Source organism: Bradyrhizobium sp. S3.7.6, from assembly GCF_054061875.1.
Window position 1 is genome coordinate 1,882,351 of record NZ_JBSSEQ010000001.1, and the last position, 20,820, is coordinate 1,903,170.

The following is a 20,820-nucleotide window of genomic DNA, read 5'->3' on the forward strand; positions in this document are numbered from 1 at the left end:
CAGGTCGGGCTGTAAGGCACTTTAATCATGTACGCTTACGACGAAATCGATCGCACGCTGGTCAACGAGCGCGTCTCGGAATTCCGCGACCAGGTGCAACGCCGTCTCTCGGGCGAGTTGACCGAGGACGAATTCAAGATGCTGCGCTTGCAGAACGGCGTCTATCTGCAACTGCACGCCTACATGTTCCGCGTCGCGATTCCCTACGGAACGCTGGCGTCGAACCAGTTGCGGCAGCTTGCCCATGTCGCGCGCAAATATGACCGCGGCTACGGCCATTTCACCACGCGCCAGAACATCCAGTTCAACTGGATCAAGCTTTCGGACCTGCCGGATGCGCTGGCCGATCTCGCCGAGGTCGGCATCCACGCGATGCAGACCTCCGGCAACAACATGCGCAACGTCACCTCGGATCAGTGGGCCGGCGTCGCGCCGGGCGAGATCGAGGATCCCCGCATCTGGTCGGAGCTGATCCGCCAGCACACTACGCTGCATCCGGAGTTCTCGTTCCTGCCGCGCAAGTTCAAGATCGCGATCACCGCTTCGGATCACGACCGCGCTGCGATCAAGGTCCACGACATCGGCCTGCGGCTGATCAAGAACGAGAAGGGCGAAACCGGCTTCGAGGTGCTGGTCGGCGGCGGTCTCGGCCGCACGCCGTTCATCGGCAAGACCATCAAGCACTTCGTCCACGGCCGCGATCTCCTGAGCTATATCGAGGCGATCCTGCGCGTCTACAACCAGTACGGCCGCCGCGACAATATCTACAAGGCGCGCATCAAGATCCTGGTGCACGAGCTCGGCATCGAGAAGTTCTCCCGCGAGGTCGAGGAGGAGTGGCAGCATATCCGCAACTCCTCGCTTCAGATCGACGACGAGGTGATCGAGGACATCCGCTCGCGCTTCATCTATCCGGCTTACGAGAAGCTGCCGCACATGCCGGACGAGCTGCGCCAGGCAGCGGCCGATCCCGATTTCGAGGCGTGGCGCAAGAACTCGGTCGCCGCGCACAAGAACCCGGGCTACTCCATCGTCACGATCTCGCTGAAGCCGATCGGCGCGCCTCCGGGCGATGCCACGGCCGAGCAGATGGATGCGCTGGCCGATCTCGCCGACAAATATTCCTTCGGCGAGATCCGCGTCGGTCATGAGCAGAATTTGGCGCTGCCGCATGTTGCCAAGCGCGACCTGCCGGCGCTGTGGAAGGCGCTCGACAAGCTTGGGCTGGCGACGCCGAACGTCAACCTGATCACCGACATCATCGCCTGCCCGGGGCTCGACTATTGCTCGTTGGCCAATGCGCGCTCGATCCCGATCGCGCAGGAGCTGACGCGGCGCTTTGCCAACCATGAGCTCGCCAATCTGATCGGGCGGCTGCATATCAACATCTCCGGCTGCATCAATGCCTGCGGCCATCATCATGTCGGTCATATCGGCATTCTCGGTGTCGAGAAGAACGGCGAGGAGGTCTACCAGATCACCATCGGCGGCCGTGCCGACGAGAGCGCCGCGCTTGGCAATCTGATCGGCCCCGGCGTCAAGTTTGACGAGGTCGCTGACGTCGTCGAGGACATCGTGGAAGCCTATCTGGCGCTGCGCGAGCGGCCGGAGGAGCTGTTCGTCGACACGGTGAAGCGCCTCGGCGTCGAACCCTTCAAGGAGCGCGTCTATGCCACTCGTTAACGGCGGAAAAATCGCCGACGACAGCTTCGTCAAGCTTGCCGTCGACACGCCGCTGCCCGAGGGCGGCGACATCCTGGTGCCGGCCGAGCGCTTCCTCAGCGATGCGGACGCGCTGCTCAAGCGCGGCGGCAAGGTCGGCGTGATCTGGCCGAACAATCGCGATATCGCCGAGCTCGTGCCCTATCTCGGCAAGATCGCCGTCGTCGCATTGGTGTTCCCGAGCTTCCGCGATGGCCGCGCCTACAGCCAGGCGCGCCTGCTGCGCGAGCGCTATAATTATCGCGGCGATTTGCGTGCCACCGGCCAGGTGCTGCGCGATCAGTTCGTGTTCATGCTGCGTGCCGGCTTCGATTCCTTCGAGGTCAAGAAGCAGGCCGACGCGGAAGCCTTCATGCAGACCGCGAAGCGCTATTCGGTGTTCTATCAGCCGACCGGCGACGGCCGCATCACCGCGCTGCACCGGCGGATGCAGCTGCGTCACTCCGAAGGTGTCGGCACGTGAACGCAATCGCGCCCCAGGTCGCTTCGGTGTCCGCGTCCGCGCTGCCCTCGGCGGAGGAGCTCGATCGCGCGTTGCGCGATGCCTCGCCTGCGGAAGTCATTGCCGCGGCGTTGAAGGCGGTTGGGCGCGAGAAGCTTGCGCTGGTGTCGTCCTTCGGCACGGAATCGGCGACGCTGCTGAAGGTCATGGCCGACGTCGATCCGGCGATCCCCGTGATCTTCCTCGACACCGGCTGGCTGTTCGAGGAGACGCTGGCCTATCGCGACACGCTGATCGCGGAACTCGGCTTGAAGGACGTCCGCTCGATCAAGCCTGTCGAGGAGACGCTGTCGCGCGAAGATCCCGACCGCGACCTCTGGTTCTCCGATCCAGACGCCTGCTGCCGCATCCGCAAGGTCGAGCCGCTGGCGCGTGCACTGAAGCCGTTCGATGCGTGGCTCAATGGCCGCAAGCGCTTTCAGGGCAATGCGCGCACCGACATTCCGGTGGTCGAGGATGATGGCGCGCGGTTGAAGTTCAACCCCTTTGCCAATGTCTCGCGCGAGGAACTCGAAGCCATCTTCGTCCGCGCCAAATTGCCGCGTCATCCGTTGGTGGAGTCCGGTTTCCTGTCGGTTGGGTGTATGCCTTGCACCAGCAGAACGGCCGAGGGCGAGGATGCACGCGCCGGTCGCTGGCGCGGCCGAGCCAAGACAGAATGCGGCATCCACACGATGAAGACTTCGTAGCACAGTCGAGCTGTCCGGCTACGAACAAGAAAATCCGGTTCCGTTGACTTGAGAGCGTTTCGCCCCGAGTTATGCCCGCGTGCCATCGATGACGATGACGTCGTCGAGGTAAATGGAGATGGACATGATGCGCCGTATCGTTCCGCTCGCGGCAGGGCTGCTCTTGACTGGATTGTTGGCAAGCTCGGCTCTCGCCGCTGACATCAATCTCTTGAACGTGTCGTACGATCCGACGCGTGAGCTCTATGCCGAGTTCAACAAGGCGTTCGCGAATGCCTATCAAAAGGAAACCGGCAAGAGCGTCGAGATCAAGCAGTCGCATGGCGGCAGCGGCTCGCAGGCGCGTGCCGTGATCGACGGATTGCAGGCCGATGTGGTGACGCTCGCGCTCGCCTATGACATCGACGCCGTCGCGAACAAGGGCCTCACCGCGACCGACTGGCAGAAGCGTTTGCCGCAGAATTCATCGCCCTATACCTCGACCATCGTGTTTCTGGTGCGCAAGGGCAATCCGAAGGGCATCAAGGACTGGGACGATCTGCTCAAGACCGGTGTCTCGGTGATCACGCCGAACCCGAAGACCTCCGGCGGGGCGCGCTGGAATTATCTCGCCGCCTGGGGCTTTGCCCAAAAGAAATACGGCTCGGCCGACAAGGCCAAGGACTTCATCGGAAAGCTCTACCAGCAGGTGCCGGTGCTCGATACCGGTGCGCGCGGCGCCACCGTGACCTTCGTCGAGCGCGGCGTCGGCGACGTGCTGCTGGCCTGGGAGAACGAGGCCTATCTCGCCCTGAAGGAGTTTGGTGCGCAGAAGTTCGAGATCGTGGCGCCGCCGCAATCGATCCTCGCCGAGCCGCCGGTCGCGATCGTCGACAAGGTTGCCGATAAAAAAGGCACCCGCAACGCGGCCGATGCCTACCTCCAGTATTGGTATACCAAGGAAGGTCAAGAAATCGCCGCGCGCAATTTCTACCGTCCGCGCGACGCCGAGATCGCCAAGAAGTACGAAAACTCCTTCGCCAAGGTCGAACTGTTCACGATCGACGACGTTTTCGGCGGCTGGACCAAGGCGCAGAAGGAACATTTTGCCGACGGCGGCGTCTTTGATCAGATCTACAAGAACTGATCGGGCGCCGTCTTAGGAGTAGCAGGGGGCCTGGTGAGCGCAGTTGCAGCACGACGACGGACATTGCCGGGCTTCGGTCTCACGATGGGACTGACGCTTTCCTGGCTCTCCATCATCATTCTGATTCCGCTGGCCGGGCTGTTCCTGAAATCGCTGGAGCTGAGCCCCGAGCAATTCTGGAACATCCTGTCCAGCCGCCGCACCCTCAACGCCTTGCGCGTCTCCTTCGGCCTCGCCTTTGCGGCGGCCTGCGTCAATCTCGTCATGGGCAGCATCATCGTCTGGGCGCTGGTGCGTTACCGCTTCCCCGGGCGCCGGCTGTTCGACGCCATCGTCGACGTGCCGTTCGCGCTGCCGACGGCGGTCGCCGGCGTGGCGCTGACGGCGCTGTTTGCCGAGACGGGCTGGCTGGGTGCGCCGCTCGCAGCGCTCGGTATCAAGGTGGCATTCACGCCGATCGGCATCTTCGTCGCCATGATCTTCATCGGCATCCCCTTCGTGGTGCGCACCGTGCAGCCGGTGCTCCAGGACCTCGACCCCGAGATCGAGGAGGCCGCCGGCAGCCTCGGCGCCAGCCGCTGGCAGACCATCATCCGCGTGATCCTGCCCTCGCTCGGACCGGCGCTGCTCACCGGCCTCGCGCTCGCCTTCGCCCGCGCGGTCGGCGAATACGGCTCGGTGATCTTCATCGCCGGCAATCTGCCTAATGTCTCCGAGATCGCGCCGCTCCTGATCGTGATCCGGCTGTCCGAATTCCGCTATGCCGACGCGACCGCTATCGCGGTGGTCATGCTCGTCGTCTCCTTCGTCATCATCTTCGCCGTCAACCGGCTCCAGCGCTGGGCGCAGAGCCGGATCCCGGCGCGCTGAGGGCAGATCATGACGATGCAGATCGCAGATTCCGTCTCGCTGCCTTCGACCGATGCGCGCGCGCGTGCCCACGCGGCCGCCGCCCGGGACAGCCTCCGCACCGAGCCGCCCGCAATACGTATCGCCATCATTGCGCTGGCGGTGGTCTTCCTCAGCGTCTTCGTCGTGCTGCCGCTGGTTCTGGTGTTCGCGCAGGCCTTTTCGAGAGGCGTTCTCGCTTATCTGTCCGCGCTCGCCGAGCCGGAGGCGCTGGCTGCGATCAAGCTGACGCTGCTGGTCGCGGCGATCTCGGTCGGCCTCAATCTCGTATTCGGCCTCGTCGCGGCATGGGCCATCGCCAAGTTCGAGTTTAGCGGCAAGACCTTCCTGATCACGCTGATCGACCTGCCGTTCTCGGTGAGCCCGGTGATCTCGGGCCTCGTCTTCGTGCTGCTGTTCGGCGCGCAGGGATATTTCGGCAGCTGGCTTAGGGATCACGATATCCAGATCCTGTTCGCGGTGCCCGGCATCGCGCTCGCCACCACCTTCGTGACCTTCCCGTTCGTGGCGCGCGCGCTGATCCCCCTGATGCAGGAGCAGGGCACGCAGGAGGAGGAGGCCGCGATCTCGCTCGGCGCCTCCGGCCTGCAGACCTTCTTCCGCGTCACCCTGCCCAACATCAAATGGGGCGTGCTCTACGGCGTCCTGCTCTGCAACGCGCGCGCGATGGGCGAATTCGGCGCCGTGTCGGTGGTATCCGGACACATCCGCGGCGAGACCAACACCATGCCGCTGCTGGTCGAGATTCTCTACAACGAGTACCAGTTCGTCGCTGCGTTTGCGATCGCCTCGCTGCTGGCGATGCTGGCCCTGATCACGTTGATCGCCAAGACCGTTCTCGAACGTCACCTCGACGAAGGACACGACGCAAGTGACCATTGAAGTCAGGAATCTCGTCAAGCAGTTCGGCAGCTTCAAAGCCCTCGACGGCGTCGATCTCAAGGTCGACAATGGCGAGCTGCTGGCGCTGCTCGGTCCGTCCGGTTCCGGCAAGACCACGCTGCTGCGCATCATCGCCGGCCTCGACTGGCCCGATTCCGGCGAGGTTTCCTTCAATGGCGAGGATGCGCTGGCGCGGGGCGCGCGCGAACGGAACGTCGGCTTCGTGTTCCAGCACTACGCGCTGTTCCGCCACATGACGGTGTTCGAGAACGTCGCCTTCGGCCTGCGCGTGCAGCCGCGCGCCAGCCGTAAGGACGAGTCCACCATTCGTGCGCGCGTCAAGGAGCTGCTCGATCTCGTGCAGCTCGACTGGCTCGCCGACCGCTATCCGAGCCAGCTCTCCGGCGGCCAGCGCCAGCGCATCGCACTCGCCCGCGCGCTCGCGATCGAGCCGCGCATCCTCCTGCTCGACGAGCCCTTCGGCGCGCTCGATGCCAAGGTGCGCAAGGAGCTGCGCCGATGGCTGCGCTCGCTGCACCAGGAGATCAACGTCACCTCGATCTTCGTCACCCACGACCAGGAGGAGGCGCTCGAAGTCGCCAACCGCGTCGTGGTGATGGACAAGGGTAGGATCGAGCAGATCGGCTCGCCCGACGACGTCTATGAAAGCCCGGCGACCGCCTTCGTCCACGGCTTCATCGGCGAATCCATCGAGCTGCCGGTCCAGGTCGAAGGCGGCGTCATCAGGCTCGGCGACCGCCCACTCAATCTTGCAGCAGACGGCTTGGTGTCTGGCGCGTCAAAACTGTTCGTGCGGCGACATGATATGCTGGTCGGCCCGCCCGGAAGCGGTGCCTTCGAGGGCGCTGTGCAGCACGTCCGGAATTTCGGCCCCGTGCAGCGGGCCGAGGTGGCGCTATCCGGCGGCGAGACCATCGAGATCGACGCCCCCCGCGACAGGGAACTGCGCGCCGGCGACACGATCGGCCTCGAACCGCGCCGCTACCGGATATTTGCGGGCTAGTAGGCGCCTCGGCCGAAAGCTCAAATCTTCCTCAATATTCACCTTTCAGCCACGGTTGGTATGCAACAACGGCCCCTCATTTGGGGGCCCCTGAACATGCGCGCTGCGGCCGCAATACTCATCACTTTGCTTCTCGCCGGCTGCGCCGGCAACGAAGCACCGGTCCAGCAGCCGTCGATGTATGCCGACATGTCGGTCCCGGGCACCAAGCTCGATGCGCAGGCGGCAGCGATCATGATCTCGCAATACCGCCAGAACAACGCCCTCGGCACCGTCGTGATCGACCCCGATCTGATGCGGCTCGCCGAATCCCAGTCCCAGGCCATGGCGGCGGCCAACAAGATGGACCATGATGTCCGCGCCCCGCTGGCCAAGCGCCTCAGCGCGGGCGGCTATCCGGCGACGGTGGCGGTCGAGAACGTTTCGGCGGGCTATCATACGCTGGCGGAAGCGTTTTCCGGCTGGCGCGACTCGCCTCCGCACCGGGCCAACATGCTCAAGAGCGGTGTCACAAAACTGGGCATCGCGGCGGGCTATGCTCCCGGCACCAAATACAAGGTGTTCTGGACCATGATCCTGGCCTCGACCGACCCCCGATAAGCCAGACTTGATCCCGGGATGCATTGACGCCGCGGCGGACTGTCGCCACGGTGGCTCGCCTTTTGCTATTGTTCCCAGATGACAGATCATAGCCCGGAAGTCGCAACAGTCCCCGCGAAGGCGCAGCGCGTCCTGGTCCTCCAGGGCGGTGGGGCGCTCGGCTCCTATCAGGCCGGCGCCTACCAGTCGCTGTGCCATTTCGACTTCGAGCCGGAATGGGTCGCCGGCATCTCGATCGGCGCGGTCAACGCCGCCATCATCGCCGGCAACGAGGGACAGACCCGCGTCAAGCGGCTCAAGGAATTCTGGGAGATGGTGTCGGCGCCGGTGCCGTGGAAGCCGATCGGCAAGAGCGATCACAGCCGCGAGCTGTTCAATTCGACCAGTGCCGCATTGATCGCGACCTTCGGCGTGCCCGGTTTCTTCACGCCGCGCATTCCGCCCGCGCCGCTCTGGCCGCCCGGCACCAAGCAGGCCGAGAGTTATTACGACACCGCGCCGCTGAAGAAGACGCTGGAGCGCCTGGTCGATTTTGATCGCATCAACGATCTGAAGACGCGCCTGTCGGTCGGCGCCGTCGGCGTCACCTCGGGCAACTTCAAATATTTCGACAATTACGAGTTCAAGAAGCTCGGCAAGACCATCGGCCCCGAGCACATCATGGCCTCCGGCGCGCTGCCGCCGGGATTTCCGTCCGTCGTGATCGAAGGCGAGCACTATTGGGACGGCGGCATCGCCTCCAACACGCCGCTCGACTACGTGCTCGATGCCGAGGTCGCTCGCGACATGCTGATCTTCCAGGTCGATCTGTTCAGCGCCCGCGGCGATCTGCCGAATTCGCTGCTCGAGGCGACCGAGCGCGAGAAGGACATCCGCTTCTCCAGCCGCACGCGGATGAACACCGACAAGAACAAGCAGATCCACAACGCCCGCCGGGCCGTGCGCGATCTGATTTCCAAATTGCCCGATTATCTGAAGAATGATCCTTCCGTGGAATTCCTCGCGAAGGTATCGCGCGAAAGCACCGTCACCGTGGTGCATCTGATCTATCGCAGCAAGAACTACGAATCCTCGTCGAAGGATTACGACTTCTCGCATGTCGCCATGGTCGAGCACTGGGAAGCCGGCGTGCGCGACGTGCATCTGTCGATGCGCCACAAGGACTGGCTCGAGCGGCCGCAGTCCGGCGAGACCATGGTGACCTACGATCTCACGGGGGACGTCACCGCGCCCCCGCCAAAAAGGAGCGAATAACATGGGTAGTCTGTCAGGCAAGAACGCCGTCGTGACCGGTTCGACCAGCGGCATCGGGCTCGCCTATGCGCGCGCCTTCGCCGCCGCCGGCGCCAATGTCGTCATCAACGGCTTCGGCTCGCCGGAGGACATCGAGAAGGAACGCGCCAAGATCGAGTCCGACTTCGGCGTGAAGGCGGTGTATTCGCCGGCCGACATGACCAAGCCCGCCGAGATCGCCGGGATGATCGCGCTCGGCGAGAAGTCGTTCGGCTCGGTCGACATCCTCGTCAACAATGCCGGCATCCAGTTCGTCTCGCCGATCGAGGAATTCCCGGTTGAGAAATGGGACCAGATCATCGCGATCAACCTGTCCTCGGCTTTCCATGCCATCCGCGCGGCGGTGCCCGGCATGAAGAAGAAGGGCTGGGGCCGTATCATCAACACGGCGTCGGCGCACTCGCTGGTCGCCTCGCCCTTCAAGTCCGCCTATGTGTCGGCCAAGCACGGCATCGCCGGCCTGACCAAGACCGTGGCGCTCGAGGTCGCGACCCACAAGATCACCTGCAACTGCATCAGCCCCGGCTATGTCTGGACGCCGCTGGTGGAGAAGCAGATCCCCGACACGATGAAGGCGCGCAACCTCACGCGCGAGCAGGTCATCAACGACGTGCTGCTCGACGCGCAGCCGACCAAGGAGTTCGTCACCTCCGAGCAGGTCGCAGCCCTCGCGCTGTTCCTGTGCGGCGACGATGCCGCGCAGATCACCGGCACCAACCTGTCGATCGACGGCGGCTGGACGGCGGAGTAAGGCTCCAGCCGTAGGGTGGGCAAAGGCGCGTCAGCGCCGTGCCCACCATCCTCCCGCGATTGAGGAGAAACGGTGGGCACGCTTCGCTTTGCCCACCCTACGATCCCGCCCTTGGTCGTCGCCCGGTCAAGCCGGGCGATGACAGCTAGGGCGGGTGGTTGGCCTAATGCGTCCAGGCCAGCGCCGTCACGATCGCGGACGACAGGTTCAGCTCCGCGAACATGATCTTGCTGGCGACCACGAACAGCACGCAGGCAAGCGTCAGGCGCAGCACCGTCTCGGGGACGCGCGTCGCACTGAGACTGCCGACGATGATGCCGGGCAGCGAGCCCAGCAGCAGCACGCCCATCAGGGCCCAATCCACATCGCCGAGCGCCCAATGTCCGGCCCCGGCAACCAGCGTCAGCGGCACCGCATGCGCGATGTCCGAGCCGACGATGGTCGCCATCGGCAGGCGCGGATAGAGCAGCAGCAGCACGGTGACGCCGACCGCGCCGGCACCGACCGACGAGATCGACACCAGCACGCCGAGCACGATGCCGGTGACGACGGTCGCGATCGCCGTGGTACGATCGTCGACACGTTCCAGCCGGCCGCGATAGCGCTCCATGAGGGCCTTGCGGAAGATCAGCGATGTCGCGGTCAGCAGCAATGCAAAGCACAGCACCAGATTGACCAGGCTGCGCTCGGAATCGCTCCTGAGGTCGAGCTTCCACAGCACGAGCAGCGTCAGCGCGCTCGCCGGGATGCTGCCGCAGGCGAGCCGCAGCACGGCGGGCCAGTGCACGCTCCGCGACCAGCCATGCACCACGCTGCCGCCGGTCTTGGTGGCGGCGGCATAGAGCAGGTCGGTGCCGACGGCGGTGGAGGGGTGGATGCCGAACAGCAGGATCAGCAGCGGCGTCATCAGCGAGCCGCCACCCACGCCGGTCATCCCGACAAGCAGGCCGACGCCAAATCCGGAGGCGACATAGAGCGGATCAATCATGTCTGGGGAATCTTAGGTTTATCTCGTCGGTTGAGCAATATGACGTAGAATAAAATTTCCCTGAAACGCAATCGCTTCGGTTGAATAAGAAAAATCTTGCGACAGACGGTGGGCGGGGAGGGGGTTTCAGTCGCCGCCGCGCAAGGCGCGAAACAGCCATTCTCCAGGCCGGCAACCCGGGTGGCAGCGCCTATTTGCCAAACGCCAGCACGTGCAGGCCGAGCCGCTGGCGCACGATCCAGAACAGCAGCACCGTCTCGAATGTCAGCGAGATCGAGGTCGCGGCCGCGGCGCCGTGACCGCCGAAGCGTGGCACCAGCGCGATGCAGAGCACGAGGTTCATCACGAACGCCAGCGCATAGGCCAGCGCACAGATCTTCTGCTGGCCGAGCATGTTGAGCAGGCGCTCGACCGGTCCAATCGCGGCGCGCACCACGAGGCCGATCGCGGCGACGAACATGATGTCGTAGCCGACCGTGAATTGCGGGCCGAACAGCCAGAGCAGCGGCTTGCCGAGCGCAAGCAGCACGATGGTCGCTGCCAGCGACGGCCAGAACGTCCAGTTGATGGCATGCGCGACATAGGCCGACAGGCGCGCCTTGTCGCCGAGCGCGTTGTATTCGGCGAAGCGGTGCGCTGTGGTCGCCGACATCGCGTAGTGGATGAACGAGACCAGGGCGAGCGTCTTCACCACCGCGAAATAGACACCGACCTCGTCCGATGGGCGGAACTGCTGAAGCACCAGCACGTCGGTATAGGACAGCAGCAGGTAGAAGCTCTCGACCAGCAGGATCGGCAGCGAGACGGCGAGCCAGCCGCCGATGTCGTAGGTCTTGGGGCCCGGCTCGATGTGATCGGCGAGCTTGCGGTTCAGCACCACCATCTGCCCGGTCATCGCGATCCACACCGCGCCGGCGCTCGCGACCATCGCGGCGACCGCGCCGAGATGATAGCCGAGCAGGAAGGCCGCGGCCGTGATGCCGATGATCAGCGCCTGGCGGATGATGAATTGCGGCATCAGACCGAGCTGCATCCAGTCATGCGAGCGCGCGATGCCGTCCTGGGTGTTGGCGACGACGAAGGCGGGCAGCGTCATGCAGCCGATATAGAGCGGCAGCACCTCGGCCGGATCGATCCAGGGCGAGAGCAGCTTGACGATTCCGGCGAGCCCCAGCGACACCAGCGTGGACGCGGCAAAGGTCAGCCAGCGGCTGCCGGAGAGAAAGCCGCGCAGCAGCGCATGCTCGCCGCTGGTGCGATATTCGGGAATGATCTTTTGCGCGGAGGCCGAGATGCCGAAGTCCATCATGCTGCCGAGCAGCAACACCCAGGTCCAGACATAGACATAGATGCCGTAGTCGGACGTCCCCATCCAGCGCGCGAGCAGAACTTGCGAGAAATAGGCGAGGCCCGCGCTGATCACCCGGATGATGAAGATGGTGCCGGCCAACCGCCGCGTCAGCGACGCTTCGTTCGACCCGCCCATCAGCTTCGCGCGCAGCCGCGCGATGAGGCCGGCAGGTCCGGTCGTTGCGGGTTCTGCATCCATCACGGCCAATTCGAGATCCCCAGGGCGTCCGTATCAGGCGTCCCGCATGCTGCGGCAGGCCTGATGCGGTAGCCCTTGGGGATTAGCAACCATTCGTTAAGATTGGGTTGGGTGAGGCATGCTGCCGCTCCAGCCACCAGCGACGTCCCCGCCTAGTGCGCAATTGCGCACGGGGGGCGGGGACCCATAACCCCAGGGAGAAATTGTTGCGCTGGCTGGTAACTCCGAGTCCTCGCCAAACCACTCCCTGTGGCTATGGGTCCCGGGCTCGCGCTGCGCGCGCCCCGGGACGACAGCTGAATATGGGGCGCTGGCAGCGCAACTCAGCTCCGGCTCACTCCAGATTCGTATTGAACTCGTACGACTTCTCGGGCGCGACGAGCGTGAACTTCAACGCCGCTCCGTCGGGCTTGGCGCCCGGTGGCAGTCCATCGAGCTCGAAGGAAAATCGTTGCACGCCGGGTGGGCTGCGCTCGACCGGCGCCGGAATCGGCAACGCCCAATCGAGCGTTGGCCCTTCCACGAACAAATTGACGCCGCGGCTGTCAGGCACGACCACGTCGACCACGACATTCTTGGGACCGTCACGTTTGACGTCGCGGATGGTCAGCGGATTGGGATCACCGATCGTGGCAGGCTTCGGCACGGTGTCGAGCGCAGCACGCAGATTAGCGTCCTCGGTCGAGGCGACGTTGTTGAAGCCGAGCTCGACATTGGCCTCGACGGGAACGCAGAGCTTCTCGCACACGGCGTAGTTGATCTCGGCGCGCAGCGTCACCGGCTTGTCGGGCGCCTTGGGCACGATGCGCAGAGGCAGCACGACCTGGCCGTGATAGCCGATCGAATGCCCGCCCGCACCGTCATCGAATTTCAGCGGCGCCGGCCACATCACCGTCACCGCTTCGACATTGTCCGATTTGGAGAAATCGAACCGCGGCGGAACGCCGGAATCGCCGGGGATGCGCCAGTAGGTCTTCCATCCCTGCTGGAGCTGGAAGGCGATACCGCCGAGCAGGACGGCGCCGCTGCGCGATCCCGCCAGCAATCGCACTGCGGAATGGCCGTCGCGCTGCCAGGGCGAAGCGTCGTCGGCGCGCGCTGCGAGCGTCATCGACGACGCAAGCAGGGTTGTTGCGACGCCAAACGCCGCATGCAGGGGAACTCTTGTCAGCATGGCACGTCTTTACAGGGTCGCCCCTGGGCAAACCATTGAATTGCTTGTGATGGATGCACCTGAATCAAGTCTATGCAAGCCTTGATTTGACAGCAGCCCGGCCCGACATCAGGATAGGAATCGAAACCGGAGTGCTTCACCGATGGCTCCCACAGGCAAAAGGACGGGCGAAAGCACCCGCAGCGCGGCCCCCGCGCTTCCCAGCTCGGCCGGCTATCTCGACGGCCAGCTCCTGATCGCGATGCCCGTGATGGGCGATGAGCGCTTCGAGCGCTCGGTGATCTATCTCTGTGCGCATTCCGCCGAGGGCGCGATGGGCATCATCGTCAATCATCCCGCCGGCAGCATCGACTTCCCCGAGCTGTTGCAGCAGCTCGGCATCATCAAGAAGGGCGAGCACATCAAGCTGCCGGAGAACGCCGAAAGCATGAAGGTGCTGCGTGGCGGGCCGGTCGATACCGGCCGCGGCTTCGTGCTGCATTCCAGCGATTTCTACATCGAGAACGCGACGCTCCGGATCGACGACGGCGTCTGCCTCACCGCGACCGTCGACATCCTGCGGGCGATCGCCAACGGCTCCGGCCCGAAGCACGCCATCCTCGCGCTTGGTTATGCCGGCTGGGCGCCGGGCCAGCTCGAGACCGAAATCCAGAGCAATGGCTGGCTGCATTGCGATGCGGATTCGGATTTGATCTTCGGCGACGATGTCGACGAGAAGTACGGACGTGCGCTGCGCAAGATCGGCATCGATCCCGGCATGCTCTCGAACGATGCGGGACACGCGTAGCTGTGTAGCAGCTGCTGCGACGGTTTGCGGTGTCCTGCGCCACCCTCCGCTGTCGTGCCCCGGCTTGACCGGGGCATCCAGTACGCCGCGGCCTATCGATTCCATCACAACCGTCTCGGAGTACTGGATCGCCCGGTCAAGCCGGGCGATGACCACGTCCAGCGGGGTGTGCCGCCTACTCCGCCGCCTGCTGCTGTACCGTCGGCTCTGTCCCCGCCACCGTCGCGCGGCGCATGTCGCGGGGTTGGGACTGGTCGTAGCGGCGGACGCGATGCATGGTCTGGCGGTTGTCCCACATCACGAGATCATGCAGCTTCCATTTGTGGACGTAGACGAACTCGCCTTGCGTCGCATGCTCGTTCAGATCGCGCAGCAGCAGCCGGCCTTCGGGGACGCTCATGCTGACGATCTTGCCGGCATGCGATGAGAGGTACAGCGACTTGCGGCGATGCACCGGATGGGTGCGCACCAGGCGTTGCAGCACCGGCTTGAACATCTGCTTTTCGTCGTCGGTGTACTCGGTGAAGCCGAGCGATCCGCGCGAATACATCAGCGAGTGCTCGCAGACGAGATCCTCGATCTCGGCCTTGGTGTCGTCATCGAGCGCGTCATAGGCCGCGCGCATGTCGGCGAACTCGGTATTGCCGCCCTTCGGGTTCACCACCCGCGCCGACAGCAGCGAGAATTTTGCGGGGATCGGGCGAAACGAGCTGTCGGAATGCCACAGGCAGTTGCCGAGGTTGAACAGATGCGCGCGACTGTCCTTCGCCAGCGGCTTGCCATCCTTGCCGAGATTGGAGACGTCGTTGAGGCCCGATTGCAGCCGGTAGTCCTTTTCCTTGGTCACGGTGCCGCCGCGCGCGTCCTCGCGCTGGCCGAAATTCAGCGCGAAGGCCATCTGCTGCTCGTCGGTGATGTCCTGGTCGTGGAAGACCAGCACCGCATATTTGTCCATGGCTGCCTCGACCTCGCGCGCCTCGGCCTCGGTGAGAGGCTTTCGCAGGTCGAGGCCGGAAACCTCGCCGGCAAAATGTTTCTGAAGCTGCCGGATGGCGATCGTCATGGTGTTTCTCCCGCGAACCGCGAGCGGTTGGTCCCGCTCTGCCGGTGAAAAAGCTACTCCCGCGACCGGCGTTGTCAACGCTCGGCGCGCATATCTCTTAAGCGTCATGGCTCTCACGCGTTGCGCGCCATCAAGCCGCCGTCGACAGGGATCACCGCGCCGGTGAGGAAAGACGCCGCAGGCAGGCACAGGCTCAGCGTCATATGCGCGACCTCCTCGGGGTCGCCGTAACGGCCGAGTGCAGTGCGGCGCTTGGCGTAGATCGTCTTGTGCTCTTCGGAGATGCGGTCGGTGATGGCGGTGCGGATCGGGCCCGGGCAGATGCAGTTGACGGTGATGCCCTCGCGGCCGAGCTCGACGGCGAGCGAGCGCGTGAGGCTCGCCACGCCGCCCTTCGCCGCCGAATAGGGGCTGTGCAACGCGGTGGCGCCGAGCGCCTCGGTCGAGGCGATGTTGACGATGCGCGGGCTCTTCGACTTGCGCAGGTGCGGCAGCGCGGCGCGGATGATGCGCGGATGCGCCGTCAGCATCACGGCGATCCCCTTGGCCCAAGCGTCTTCGTAAGCCTCGTCGTCGATCGCGACGCGCACGGAGATGCCGGCATTGTTGACGATGATGTCGAGCCCGCCGAAATGCGCCGCGACATCGCCAACCACGCGCTTGATCTCGCCGCCATCGGCGACATCGAGCTTCCACGCCTTCGCGGATCCGGCGTTCGCGGCAATCTCCTTGGCAACGGACAGCGCGCCCTGCTCGTCAAAGTCGGTGACGGCGACGTTCGCGCCTTCAGCGGCGAACACGCGCGCGGTCGCGCGCCCCATGCCGCTCGCCGCACCCGTGACGAGAACGGTCAGGCCCTTCACCGACCGGCTGAGCTCCTTGAATTCGGACATGCCGTTTCCTCGCGTCTCTTGTTTCTTGTTATGAGATGGACAAGGCTGGCATCGATCCGCAGACAGGTCAAACAAGCAAAACAAAAGGGGAGGCCGCGATGGCGAACGAGCTCGATTTCTCAGGCAAGCAGGTGCTGGTGGTCGGCGGTTCCAGCGGTATCGGCAACGGCATCGCGCAAGCCTTTCGCGCCAGGGGCGCGCAAGTTGCAGTCTGCGGCACGCGTGCTCATCCTGCGGAATATTCGGCGCTAGAAGGCTCCGATCTCACGGGTCTTTCCTATGCGCAGCTCGACGTCGGCAACACCGGCGCGGTGGAAGCGTTCAAGCCGTCCTTCGACCGTCTCGATGTGCTCGTGCTCGCGCAGGGCGCGGTGCTCTATCGCCGCGGCGAGTTCGAGATGGCCGGCTTCCGCAAGGTCGTCGAGGTCAATCTGATGAGCCTGATGGCCTGCGCGACGCGGTTTCACTCCATGCTGCGCGATAGCAAGGGCGCGCTGATCATGGTGTCCTCGACCGCAGCCTATCATTCCACCATGGGCAATCCCGCCTACAACGCCTCGAAGACCGGCGCAGTCGGACTGACGCGGACGCTGGGCGAGGCCTGGGCCGAGGATGGCATCCGCGTCAACGGTATCGCGCCCGGCCTCGTCGACACCAAGATGACGAAGGTGACCACCGACAATCCCAAGCGGCTCGAAGGCGCGCTGTCACGCATTCCGCTGCGGCGATTGGGCACGCCGGCTGACATGGCGGGCGCGGCGCTGTTCCTCGCCTCGCCGCTGTCGTCCTACATCATTGGCCAGACGCTGGTGGTCGATGGCGGGCTCATCCTGTAGCCCGGATGGAGCGACATGTCTGCCGTAGCCCGAAGAGCGCAGGCGGAAGCGTAGTCCGGACTACACACTTTCGCAGAAGCTTGGAACTGCGCTGCTCCTGATCGGTTACCTCGGCTGACCCCCGAGGAGGAGCAACATGGACAAGGATCGGATCGTCGGATCGGCCAAGGAATTCGCTGGGCGCGCAGAAGGCGCCGTCGGTGATCTCGCTGGCGATGCGCAGACACAGGCGTCAGGCAAGGCGCGGGAAGCCGCCGGCACCGTGCAGAATCTCTACGGCCAGGCCAAGGATGCCGTGCGCGACGCCGGTGAGACTGCGGCCGGCTACGCCAAGGACGCCTACGACAAGCCGGCCGAGACCTTGCGCGACGGTTCGCAGGCGATTGCCAAGAAGGTGCAGGACAATCCGCTCGGTGCGCTGCTGATCGCCGGCGGTATCGGCTTCGCACTCGCGCTCCTGATGTCGCGTCCCGCCCGTCGCCCGCCGCCGCGCTGGCGCTATTACGGCTGAGCCACCGCCCGAATTTTTCGTGCCCCGGACGCAATGCGGCCTAGGCGATGCGTAGCATCGTCCGGTAACGCCGCTTTGCTGAGCCGGGGCCCATTCTTTGGTGAATGTCGCAGTGCTGGGTCCCGGCTCTGCGCTGCAGCGTTACACGCTGCAGCGCGTCCGGGACACGAGATCTCAATTCAGAAAAACTACCGGAACATCTCCGCCGATCGCCCGACGTTACCAGGCGGGCGCGGGATCGCGGGATTGGGATTACGCGGCGCCGGTGCGAATTGACGCGGCGGTGGCTGCGGAGAGCCGAAGCCGAAGAAATCGCGGAATGCCGGCGTTGCCTGGGCCGGCTGCTGCGGCTGCTGCTGTACCGGCGGCTTCTTCGGCGCGAGCCTTGGCGGCGCGATCGCGGCGGCTGCACCCGGTGTGCTGGGAGTGGCGCTGCCGTCGGGCGTCGTCGCAGCCATCGGCGTATCACCCTTGGCCTGCTCGCGGCCGACTTCGCGGCGCGGCCAGGCATAATCATCGGCACGGCCGGCGGGCGCGGCCAGCGGCTCACCCTTCACCATCGTCTTCGCGGCGAGCGCATCGACGGCAGCGGGACGCGAACCCGGTCCGCCCAGCAATTGATCGGCCGAGATCGAGGCCGCAACCAGCGGCACGATCGGTCCCGCCAGCGGCCGCGGCGCGGGCTTGCCGGGCTCGGCGCTGGTGTCGGGGGTCGCAGGCTCGCTCGGCAGCGCAATCGGGCCGGAGCGTCCGGCGAGCAGGCGCGTGATCTCGCGCTCGACATAGTGGGCGAGCTTGCGTGCGCCAGGTTTCGTGAAATAGACGCCGTCATAGCTGCGGAGCTGGCGGATCTGGCCCTCGAAGTCCGGGCCCTTCTGGAGGAAGCGGCCGGCTTCGTCGACAAAGCCGTCCCAGACATCGACATAGGTGATGCCGGCCTTGGCCGCGCCTTCGCGATAGAGCGAATCCAGGAACAGCATGTCCGCGGTGCCCTTGGGGCCGCGGATCGCGGGCAGGCCGACCCAGAGCACCGGAACGCCCTTGGACTTGAGAACGTTGGCCAGCTCCTCGATCTTCTTGCCGTAGAGTTCGACCCAGCGCTCGTCGCGGAATTCGTAGAGGCCGTTCGGGTTGCGCGCGGTCTTCTCCGGCGCTGCGACCGCCGGCGTGTCGGCGTTGTCGGCATCGTCCTGCGGCAGGTCGGTGTCGGCGGGCTTGTCGTCCGGCTTGGCGGCCGTGTCGGGTTTAGCATCGCCCGGCTTGGCCGGTGGCTTGGCGCGCGCGCCCTTGTCGTTCTTCTTGTCCTTGTCCGTCGCCTTGTCGGGCGCGGCCTCGCGGATCGAGATGCGGTCGTTGAGGCCGAGCATGACGACGATCACATCAGGCTTCTCGGTCTCGAGGATGCCCTTCGCTGCCGCCGCCCAGTCCGCGGGCTCACCCTTCGGCTGGTACTTGATCAGGCCGGACGTGGTCTTGTGCTTGCGGATCACGCCCATGTCGGGCTGCTCGGTGTAGGCGTCTTCGAGGCCGTAGGCGAGCCAGTCGGCCATGGCGTCGCCGATCACCAGCACGTTCTTGTCGGGCGTGGTGTCGCGCTTGGCTGGTGCCGGCGCACGCGAAAAGTCCTGGCGCGGCGCCTGCGGCTGTTGCTGCTGGAATGGTGCGAAGAAGTCGCCGCCGAACCAGCCGCCGCCTCCACCGTTCCGCGGTGGCGGGGCCTGCCGCTGCGGCGGGCCGCCGAAGCCGGGGAAGTTGAAGAACTGCGCCGAGGCGGGTCCCGCGATGGAGACCAGAATCGCAAGCGCCGTCCCCAGCGCGATCAGCGGGCCGGTCTCGGTCAGCGCCTTGAATAGGGACTTCTTCGACATGCGATCTCAGGCACGCGCAATGGGGATCGGGACAGGCTCGATATAATAGCGGAATCAGGCGCCAAACGGGCAGATTCTCTTTGCGGATTCTTCTGCCATACACCGGGGAACAGCCATCCCCGTCAAGGCGATCGGGCAAAATCCCTGTTCAGGGTTACTTTCGGCGCGATTTTACCGCCCGCGGAGGCGATCCAGCACGTCCGAGGAGGCAAATCCGTCGGCGGGGACCCCGATCGAGGCCTGGAAATTGCGCAGCGCCTCCCGGGTCTGGCCGCCGAACTGGCCGTCCGGGGTGCCCTTGTAGAAGCCGCGCTGGGCCAGCAGCTGCTGAAGTTCCAGCCGTTCGGTGCGGGACAGCTCGCGCTCCTGGCGCGGCCAGGGCTGCACGAAGGGCTGGCCGCCGCGCAGCCGGTCGGCGAAATGGCCGATCGCCAGCGCATAAGCCTCGGCCGGGTTGTACTTCATGATGACGCGGTAATTCTGCAGCATCAGGAAGCCCGGGCCCTGCGCCCCGGCGGGCGCCAGCAGATAGGCTTTCTCGGCCGGATGCGGGAAGGGCTGGTTGGCCGGGCGCTTGAGCCCGAGCTTCTCCCACTGCGCCATCGTCATCGCCTTGGCGCGATCGGCCAGCATGTAGTTGAAGCCTTGGGGCACCACGACCTCGTAGCCCCAGGTCTGGCCGGCCTGCCAGCCGTCCTTCTTCAGATTGTTGGCGGTCGAGGCGATCAGATCGGTGGGATTGTCGACGACGTCGCGCCGTCCGTCGCCATCGCCATCCACGGCAAAGCGCTTGAACGCAGTCGGCATGAACTGGGTCGGGCCGAAGGCGCCGGCCCAGGAGCCGCGCATCTGCTCAGGCCTGAGATCGCCGCGGTTGAGGATCTCCAGCGCGGAGAGAAACTCGTCCTTGAAATAGGCCTGGCGGCGGCCGATGCAGGCGAGCGTCGCGGTCGACTGCAGCACGCTGCGGTCGCCCATCTGCGTCGAGTAATTGGACTCGATGCCCCAGATCGAGGCGATGATGTAGCGGTCGACGCCGGTAGCCTTTTCCGTGGCGTCGAACTGCGCTTTGTATTTGGCGAGGACCTCGCGGCCCTTGGCGAGACGGTTGTCGTTCACGAGGATGTCGAGATAGTCCCAGATCGACTTGGTGAACTCCGGCTGCGAATCCATCAGGTCCATGATGCGCAGATCAGGCGACAGCCCGGCCGTGAAGCGCTGGAAATTCTCCTGCGTGATGTTGCGCCGTGCGGCATCGGGCCACATCCCCGCGACGCAATTGTTGAAGTTGGAGGCGGCCTCGCGGATCGCGGCGGCCGTCATCAACGGGTGGCCGGAGGCGCCGTCCTCGCCGGTCCATGGCAAGGCGCCGCCGGGGCCGGGCGCCGGCTGAGAGGGCGCTGGATTCGAGCCGGCGAAAATACCGCCGAACAGGTTCGACAAGCCGTTCTGCGCCTGGGCGTGCGCGCTGACAGGCAGCAGCACAGCGGCCGCAAGCATCATTGCGCCGGTCACAAATCCAGCACGTTTCGCCAGCGCTGCCACTGATTGCATCATACCCTACCTGTCCGGCCGAAAATCCGCCTTCAGGAGGCCCGGTACCGGTTGCCAATAGCTTAACAAAGGTGAAATTTTGGTGTCGGCCTTTTTCTC

General features: G+C 64.9%; 20 protein-coding genes. 13 read left to right on the forward strand and 7 right to left on the reverse strand.

The genetic code is table 11. The features are described 5' to 3' along the window. Positions 1-27 precede the first annotated feature (27 nt). From ACVJ5M_RS08900 to ACVJ5M_RS08945, 10 genes are all read left to right on the forward strand, one after another. Complete coding sequence (locus ACVJ5M_RS08900; protein ID WP_063980993.1) at positions 28-1,683, forward strand: nitrite/sulfite reductase; 1,656 nt, start codon at positions 28-30, stop codon at positions 1,681-1,683. Beyond that, a complete protein-coding gene (locus tag ACVJ5M_RS08905; RefSeq protein WP_063980994.1) occupies positions 1,670-2,185 on the forward strand; it encodes a DUF934 domain-containing protein in 516 nt (171 codons plus the stop codon). Before ACVJ5M_RS08900 ends, ACVJ5M_RS08905 begins: the two co-directional genes overlap by 14 nt. Continuing rightward, complete coding sequence (locus ACVJ5M_RS08910; RefSeq protein WP_063980995.1) at positions 2,182-2,913, forward strand: phosphoadenylyl-sulfate reductase; 732 nt, start codon at positions 2,182-2,184, stop codon at positions 2,911-2,913. Before ACVJ5M_RS08905 ends, ACVJ5M_RS08910 begins: the two co-directional genes overlap by 4 nt. Before the next feature lie 124 nt (positions 2,914-3,037). Further along, positions 3,038-4,039 (forward strand): sulfate ABC transporter substrate-binding protein, encoded by a 1,002-nt coding sequence (locus tag ACVJ5M_RS08915; protein ID WP_028148402.1) that lies wholly within the window; start codon positions 3,038-3,040, stop codon positions 4,037-4,039. A gap of 33 nt (positions 4,040-4,072) precedes the next feature. Then, positions 4,073-4,909, forward strand: coding sequence for a sulfate ABC transporter permease subunit CysT (gene cysT, locus ACVJ5M_RS08920; RefSeq protein ID WP_071916676.1), 837 nt, complete (start codon positions 4,073-4,075; stop codon positions 4,907-4,909). Positions 4,910-4,918: 9 nt separating this feature from the next. Next, on the forward strand, positions 4,919-5,830 hold the full coding sequence (gene cysW, locus ACVJ5M_RS08925; protein ID WP_063980996.1) for a sulfate ABC transporter permease subunit CysW: 912 nt from the start codon (positions 4,919-4,921) through the stop codon (positions 5,828-5,830). After that, positions 5,820-6,854: a sulfate/molybdate ABC transporter ATP-binding protein gene (locus tag ACVJ5M_RS08930; RefSeq protein ID WP_063980997.1), complete on the forward strand. Its 1,035-nt coding sequence runs from the start codon at positions 5,820-5,822 to the stop codon at positions 6,852-6,854. The genes cysW and ACVJ5M_RS08930 overlap by 11 nt, the downstream gene beginning before the upstream one ends. Before the next feature lie 96 nt (positions 6,855-6,950). Then, the gene (locus tag ACVJ5M_RS08935; RefSeq protein WP_063980998.1) at positions 6,951-7,454 is read left to right on the forward strand and encodes a CAP domain-containing protein; all 504 of its coding nucleotides are present in this window, start codon (positions 6,951-6,953) and stop codon (positions 7,452-7,454) included. A gap of 78 nt (positions 7,455-7,532) precedes the next feature. Then, positions 7,533-8,708 (forward strand): DUF3734 domain-containing protein, encoded by a 1,176-nt coding sequence (locus ACVJ5M_RS08940; RefSeq protein WP_063980999.1) that lies wholly within the window; start codon positions 7,533-7,535, stop codon positions 8,706-8,708. Between the two features lies 1 nt (position 8,709). Next, positions 8,710-9,498: a 3-hydroxybutyrate dehydrogenase gene (locus ACVJ5M_RS08945; protein ID WP_028157423.1), complete on the forward strand. Its 789-nt coding sequence runs from the start codon at positions 8,710-8,712 to the stop codon at positions 9,496-9,498. A gap of 163 nt (positions 9,499-9,661) precedes the next feature. Here ACVJ5M_RS08945 and ACVJ5M_RS08950 read toward each other — a convergent pair whose 3' ends face one another. The 3 genes from ACVJ5M_RS08950 to ACVJ5M_RS08960 form a co-directional block, all read right to left on the reverse strand. Continuing rightward, a complete protein-coding gene (locus ACVJ5M_RS08950; RefSeq protein WP_283017999.1) occupies positions 9,662-10,486 on the reverse strand; it encodes a sulfite exporter TauE/SafE family protein in 825 nt (274 codons plus the stop codon). Positions 10,487-10,676: 190 nt separating this feature from the next. After that, positions 10,677-12,044 (reverse strand): flippase, encoded by a 1,368-nt coding sequence (locus tag ACVJ5M_RS08955; RefSeq protein WP_428841268.1) that lies wholly within the window; start codon positions 12,042-12,044, stop codon positions 10,677-10,679. Positions 12,045-12,369: 325 nt separating this feature from the next. Further along, positions 12,370-13,209 (reverse strand): protein-disulfide reductase DsbD domain-containing protein, encoded by an 840-nt coding sequence (locus ACVJ5M_RS08960; RefSeq protein WP_063981002.1) that lies wholly within the window; start codon positions 13,207-13,209, stop codon positions 12,370-12,372. Between the two features lie 142 nt (positions 13,210-13,351). Here ACVJ5M_RS08960 and ACVJ5M_RS08965 point away from each other — a divergent pair, with 142 nt between their 5' ends. Continuing rightward, on the forward strand, positions 13,352-13,996 hold the full coding sequence (locus tag ACVJ5M_RS08965) for a YqgE/AlgH family protein (protein ID WP_063981003.1): 645 nt from the start codon (positions 13,352-13,354) through the stop codon (positions 13,994-13,996). Positions 13,997-14,171: 175 nt separating this feature from the next. On the opposite strand, the gene ACVJ5M_RS08970 is transcribed toward ACVJ5M_RS08965, so the two are convergent. Both ACVJ5M_RS08970 and ACVJ5M_RS08975 read right to left on the reverse strand, forming a co-directional pair. Then, on the reverse strand, positions 14,172-15,059 hold the full coding sequence (locus ACVJ5M_RS08970) for a TauD/TfdA dioxygenase family protein (RefSeq protein ID WP_063981004.1): 888 nt from the start codon (positions 15,057-15,059) through the stop codon (positions 14,172-14,174). A 113-nt stretch (positions 15,060-15,172) separates the two neighbouring features. Continuing rightward, a complete protein-coding gene (locus tag ACVJ5M_RS08975) occupies positions 15,173-15,952 on the reverse strand; it encodes an SDR family NAD(P)-dependent oxidoreductase (protein WP_063981005.1) in 780 nt (259 codons plus the stop codon). Positions 15,953-16,050: 98 nt separating this feature from the next. Between ACVJ5M_RS08975 and ACVJ5M_RS08980 the strand changes: the two genes are divergently transcribed. Both ACVJ5M_RS08980 and ACVJ5M_RS08985 read left to right on the forward strand, forming a co-directional pair. Then, positions 16,051-16,788, forward strand: coding sequence for an SDR family NAD(P)-dependent oxidoreductase (locus ACVJ5M_RS08980; protein WP_063986080.1), 738 nt, complete (start codon positions 16,051-16,053; stop codon positions 16,786-16,788). A 136-nt stretch (positions 16,789-16,924) separates the two neighbouring features. Next, positions 16,925-17,299, forward strand: coding sequence for a CsbD family protein (locus ACVJ5M_RS08985; RefSeq protein WP_063981006.1), 375 nt, complete (start codon positions 16,925-16,927; stop codon positions 17,297-17,299). Between the two features lie 188 nt (positions 17,300-17,487). On the opposite strand, the gene ACVJ5M_RS08990 is transcribed toward ACVJ5M_RS08985, so the two are convergent. Then, positions 17,488-19,167, reverse strand: coding sequence for an SGNH/GDSL hydrolase family protein (locus tag ACVJ5M_RS08990; protein ID WP_063981007.1), 1,680 nt, complete (start codon positions 19,165-19,167; stop codon positions 17,488-17,490). Between the two features lie 171 nt (positions 19,168-19,338). Further along, on the reverse strand, positions 19,339-20,724 hold the full coding sequence (locus ACVJ5M_RS08995) for a lytic murein transglycosylase (RefSeq protein WP_283018001.1): 1,386 nt from the start codon (positions 20,722-20,724) through the stop codon (positions 19,339-19,341). Positions 20,725-20,820 lie beyond the last annotated feature (96 nt).

Coding starts and splice junctions, on each gene's coding strand:
- ACVJ5M_RS08900 (WP_063980993.1), top strand. CDS start 28: ATGTACGCTTACGACGAAATCGATCGCACGCTGGTCAACGAGCGCGTC.
- ACVJ5M_RS08905 (WP_063980994.1), top strand. CDS start 1,670: ATGCCACTCGTTAACGGCGGAAAAATCGCCGACGACAGCTTCGTCAAG.
- ACVJ5M_RS08915 (WP_028148402.1), top strand. CDS start 3,038: ATGATGCGCCGTATCGTTCCGCTCGCGGCAGGGCTGCTCTTGACTGGA.
- cysW (WP_063980996.1), top strand. CDS start 4,919: ATGACGATGCAGATCGCAGATTCCGTCTCGCTGCCTTCGACCGATGCG.
- ACVJ5M_RS08935 (WP_063980998.1), top strand. CDS start 6,951: ATGCGCGCTGCGGCCGCAATACTCATCACTTTGCTTCTCGCCGGCTGC.
- ACVJ5M_RS08940 (WP_063980999.1), top strand. CDS start 7,533: ATGACAGATCATAGCCCGGAAGTCGCAACAGTCCCCGCGAAGGCGCAG.
- ACVJ5M_RS08945 (WP_028157423.1), top strand. CDS start 8,710: ATGGGTAGTCTGTCAGGCAAGAACGCCGTCGTGACCGGTTCGACCAGC.
- ACVJ5M_RS08950 (WP_283017999.1), bottom strand. CDS start 10,486: ATGATTGATCCGCTCTATGTCGCCTCCGGATTTGGCGTCGGCCTGCTT.
- ACVJ5M_RS08960 (WP_063981002.1), bottom strand. CDS start 13,209: ATGCTGACAAGAGTTCCCCTGCATGCGGCGTTTGGCGTCGCAACAACC.
- ACVJ5M_RS08965 (WP_063981003.1), top strand. CDS start 13,352: ATGGCTCCCACAGGCAAAAGGACGGGCGAAAGCACCCGCAGCGCGGCC.
- ACVJ5M_RS08970 (WP_063981004.1), bottom strand. CDS start 15,059: ATGACGATCGCCATCCGGCAGCTTCAGAAACATTTTGCCGGCGAGGTT.
- ACVJ5M_RS08975 (WP_063981005.1), bottom strand. CDS start 15,952: ATGTCCGAATTCAAGGAGCTCAGCCGGTCGGTGAAGGGCCTGACCGTT.
- ACVJ5M_RS08980 (WP_063986080.1), top strand. CDS start 16,051: ATGGCGAACGAGCTCGATTTCTCAGGCAAGCAGGTGCTGGTGGTCGGC.
- ACVJ5M_RS08985 (WP_063981006.1), top strand. CDS start 16,925: ATGGACAAGGATCGGATCGTCGGATCGGCCAAGGAATTCGCTGGGCGC.
- ACVJ5M_RS08990 (WP_063981007.1), bottom strand. CDS start 19,167: ATGTCGAAGAAGTCCCTATTCAAGGCGCTGACCGAGACCGGCCCGCTG.
- ACVJ5M_RS08995 (WP_283018001.1), bottom strand. CDS start 20,724: ATGATGCAATCAGTGGCAGCGCTGGCGAAACGTGCTGGATTTGTGACC.